We start from the raw sequence: 423 nt of genomic DNA, 5'->3' as shown, positions 1-423 counted from the left end.
CATCTGCGGTGCGCCGCCCGCGACGAATTCGTACCAACTCTTGCTGCGATAGCCAGCAGTGTCGACGCCGGCCTTCTCCAGTGCCTCCAGAGCGAACGGGTTGAGGAGACCGCTCGGTGCGCTGCCGGTGCTATAGGCGCGCACATCCTTGCCCAGCATCTGCGCCCAGTGGTTCAACATGCCCTCGCTCAGCATGCTGCGCGCGGAGTTGCGGGTGCAGAGGATCAGTACGATGGCCGCTTGGCTGGACAGCCGGATTGCAGCTGCACAGCCCGAGTTGCAGGTGTATACGCGCAACAAGGCGTTGGTGCAGATCGGGTTCTGGCGCGGCTTCCGGTCGGACGAGTTGAGCAGGCTGCAGGTCGAGCACGTCACCGTTGAACCCGGCCTTGGCATGACCATTTTCTTGCCTCGAACCAACAC

At 63.1% G+C, this 423-nt stretch carries 1 protein-coding gene and 1 pseudogene; one reads left to right on the top strand and one right to left on the bottom strand.

The annotated features are described in order from the left end of the window. Positions 1-225, bottom strand: a 225-nt coding sequence (locus GO615_RS29140; protein ID WP_479686202.1) for an arsenate reductase/protein-tyrosine-phosphatase family protein, incomplete at its 3' end; no start/stop codon positions are given. Positions 226-232: 7 nt separating this feature from the next. Here GO615_RS29140 and GO615_RS29135 point away from each other — a divergent pair. Then, positions 233-423, top strand: a pseudogene (locus tag GO615_RS29135) (Tn3 family resolvase); the annotation flags it as partial.

Source organism: Aromatoleum evansii (assembly GCF_012910805.1).
Taxonomy (GTDB): Bacteria; Pseudomonadota; Gammaproteobacteria; order Burkholderiales; family Rhodocyclaceae; genus Aromatoleum; species Aromatoleum evansii.
The sequence above is the reverse complement of the archived record's forward strand: the minus strand, read 5'-3'. Positions and strand labels throughout refer to the sequence as shown.